This is a genomic window from Bacteroides muris (ex Fokt et al. 2023), from assembly GCF_024704895.1.
GTDB lineage: Bacteria > Bacteroidota > Bacteroidia > Bacteroidales > Bacteroidaceae > Bacteroides > Bacteroides muris.
Map to the genome: position 1 here is coordinate 1 of NZ_JAMZEE010000087.1, position 2,644 is coordinate 2,644.

General features: G+C 40.7%; 3 protein-coding genes. All 3 read left to right on the top strand.

The genetic code is table 11. The features are described from left to right. The first annotated feature begins 75 nt into the window (after positions 1–75). The 3 genes from M1B78_RS18255 to tnpC all read left to right on the top strand — a co-directional run bounded on the left by M1B78_RS18255 (position 76) and on the right by tnpC (position 2,548). Positions 76–435, top strand: a complete 360-nt coding sequence (locus tag M1B78_RS18255) for a hypothetical protein (RefSeq protein WP_257941470.1) — start codon at positions 76–78, stop codon at positions 433–435. A 2-nt stretch (positions 436–437) separates the two neighbouring features. Beyond that, positions 438–782 carry an IS66 family insertion sequence element accessory protein TnpB gene (tnpB, locus tag M1B78_RS18260; protein ID WP_257941471.1) on the top strand — a complete coding sequence of 115 codons (345 nt, stop codon included), beginning with the start codon at positions 438–440 and terminating at the stop codon, positions 780–782. 77 nt (positions 783–859) lie between these two features. Next, a complete protein-coding gene (tnpC, locus tag M1B78_RS18265) occupies positions 860–2,548 on the top strand; it encodes an IS66 family transposase (RefSeq protein WP_257941472.1) in 1,689 nt (562 codons plus the stop codon). Positions 2,549–2,644: the final 96 nt, after the last annotated feature.

A 2,644-nucleotide genomic window follows, 5' to 3' on the forward strand; every position in this document is an offset into this window, starting at 1 on the left:
GTAAACGTCCTATTTTCCGCCTTGACGCTGATTTAATATAAATATACCTTTGTGGCAAACTTGAAATTTACAGTTATGTCACAATCTGAGAAATACCGAGAAGTTTACGAACTTTACCAACTTTGCAGCAACGGCAAAGATTTGAAAGAATTCTGCATCGATGCAGGTGTCAATTACCATAAATTTACCGAATGGCAACGCAAGCAGTTATGGAACGAGAAGCTTGGTCGCATGGAGGAAAAACAAGCTCCCGTTATGTCTCCGGTAACGCTGACGGATATTCCATCCGAAACAGTGTCAGAAAAGGAAAAACTTCAACCGGGCATGTCCATCATCCGTTATGCCAATCTGCAGTTACAGGATGGAACAAGTGTTGTTATCCGTAATACCACTTACGAGAAGATGCTCCATGTGTTTCAAAAATTGATTAGTTGATTATGTTAGGTCTGACAGGAACACTGAATTATTACCTTTTCAATGGTAGTATTGATATGCGAAAAGGGGTTTATGGCTTGAGTGATGTTGTCCGTCATGAGATGAAGCAGAATCCCAATAATCCGAACAACGTTTATATCTTCATGTCCAAGAATCGTCGTATCATCAAGATTCTACATTATGAGCGTGGTTTCTATGTGCTTTATGAAAAGCGCCCTCTAATGGGTAAGTTCAAGAAGCCTATCTATGATGACAAGACAAAAAGTTATCAGATAAATTGGAACGATATGGTTTATTTGACCGAAAGTTTGGTCATCAGCCAGATAAGCATACCCAAAGCCGGGTAACAGCTAATGTTTTTACAATCAATAAAATAAGTCTTATTTTATTTGTGTAATTCGTTAAAAATGAGTATCTTTATACCATGATAGATGAACGGATTATAGAACTATATCGCTCCCAATTGGCTGCAGCCAATGAAGAAAAGAGGATGCTTTATGCTCAGGTCAAGGCTTTGACCGAGGAGGTCTCTATGCTCCGTCAGTCTATGGATCAATCCAAGCAGGCCATCGATGACCTCTTGGCTGAAATAAAGTCATTGTGCAAGAAGCTGGAAGAAAAAGACAATCGGATTGCAGATCTTGAACAGCAATTGTATGATGCCCATGAACAAGCAAAACTTGGCAAGAAGAAACGTTTTGTACGTAGTTCAGAGCAGTCCAAGCTTTTGAATAATCGCGATAAGGATGTCCGTGCAGAGGAAAAGTCCGATTACGATGGAAGTTCCAATACACAGCTACAGGACAATCAAGAGGAAGATAGTCATCAGGAGCAGCAAGATACTTCCCCAAAGGAAGCTGCTCCCCGTACTTCCAAGACTCCCAATCATGCGGATGAGACCATAACCCATAAAGTGGATGAATATTATGAACTTCCCACTGGAGCACGTTTTATGAAACGTAATGGTGAGATTGATTTATGCTATTATACGGTTTTTGAATATCAGCCGGCCAAGATTATCAAGCATGTGTATGAAGTAGCCCGTGTTCAGTTGGCTGACGGTACTTTTAAACCGACTATGGAGTGCCCTAACATCGTGGGACGTTGCCCGTTCAGTGCCCGGATGTTTGCAGAAATGTTGTCATGGAAATATGTATATAACCTGTCCGTGAACAAGATAAGAAGACGTCTTGCTTCATTGGGTGTATTCCTCAGCCGTTCTTCATTGAACCGTTACCTTCATATGGGTATCCGTGCTATTAGGGAAAAATTGGAAGAACTCTTCCGTAACGAAGTAAAGGACACTGACTATCTGATGATTGATGAAACTTGTGCCCTTATCGGTATGGTTAAGAATGAACAGAAGTCTTTCAAGAAAAAATATATCTGGGCCTTTTATGCTCATCTGAAGAAAATGGTATATTACCTTTATGAATCAGGTAGCCGTGCCCGTAAGGTTGTAACCGACTTTTTGGATGCTTTCTGTGGTTATATTTCTTCAGACGGCTATGTGGCTTATAGCGTTTTTGACGATGCCGAAAAATATCCTGAAATCATCCGTTGTGGTTGTTGGACTCATGCCCGTCGTTTGTTTGTTGAAGCCCTGGACAGCTGTAGTGAGGCTAGAACCATTATCAATGATGTGGCGGATTTGTTCAAGGTTGAAGCTGAATGTGCAAAGAAGGAACTTGATGCTCAGGAAAGGAAAACGGAAAGGGAGAACAGGTCGGTACCGATAATGACCAGGATTTATTGCAGGATCAAATCTTTGTCTAAGGACACAGCCACAATGGCAAATTCACTGATGAAAAAGGCTGTCACTTATATGTTGAACCAATGGGAAAGTTTGAGGAACTTCATTCTGGACGGAAGGGTTCAGTTGAGCAACAACCTCTGTGAACAGCGTATGAAGCCTATCAAGCTGAACCTGAAAGTTTGTCAGAATATAGGTTCTGAAACGGCAGCAGAGAATGCCTCCTTTATGTTCTCTTTGATGGAGAGTTGTAAGCTGAACAAGTTGAAGGAAGAACCTTATATGGAAAATCTTTTCAATACTCTAGGTATGGAACAAGTGGACTGGAAACAGAACCTTCCATGCTTTTACAAACAATAAATGTTAAATCTTAAAATCCTATCGCGTACTAAGAACTTTGTAATCGGTTGTTTTACAGTCGACATAGTAATTGTATGCGGAAAAAAGGACGTTTAC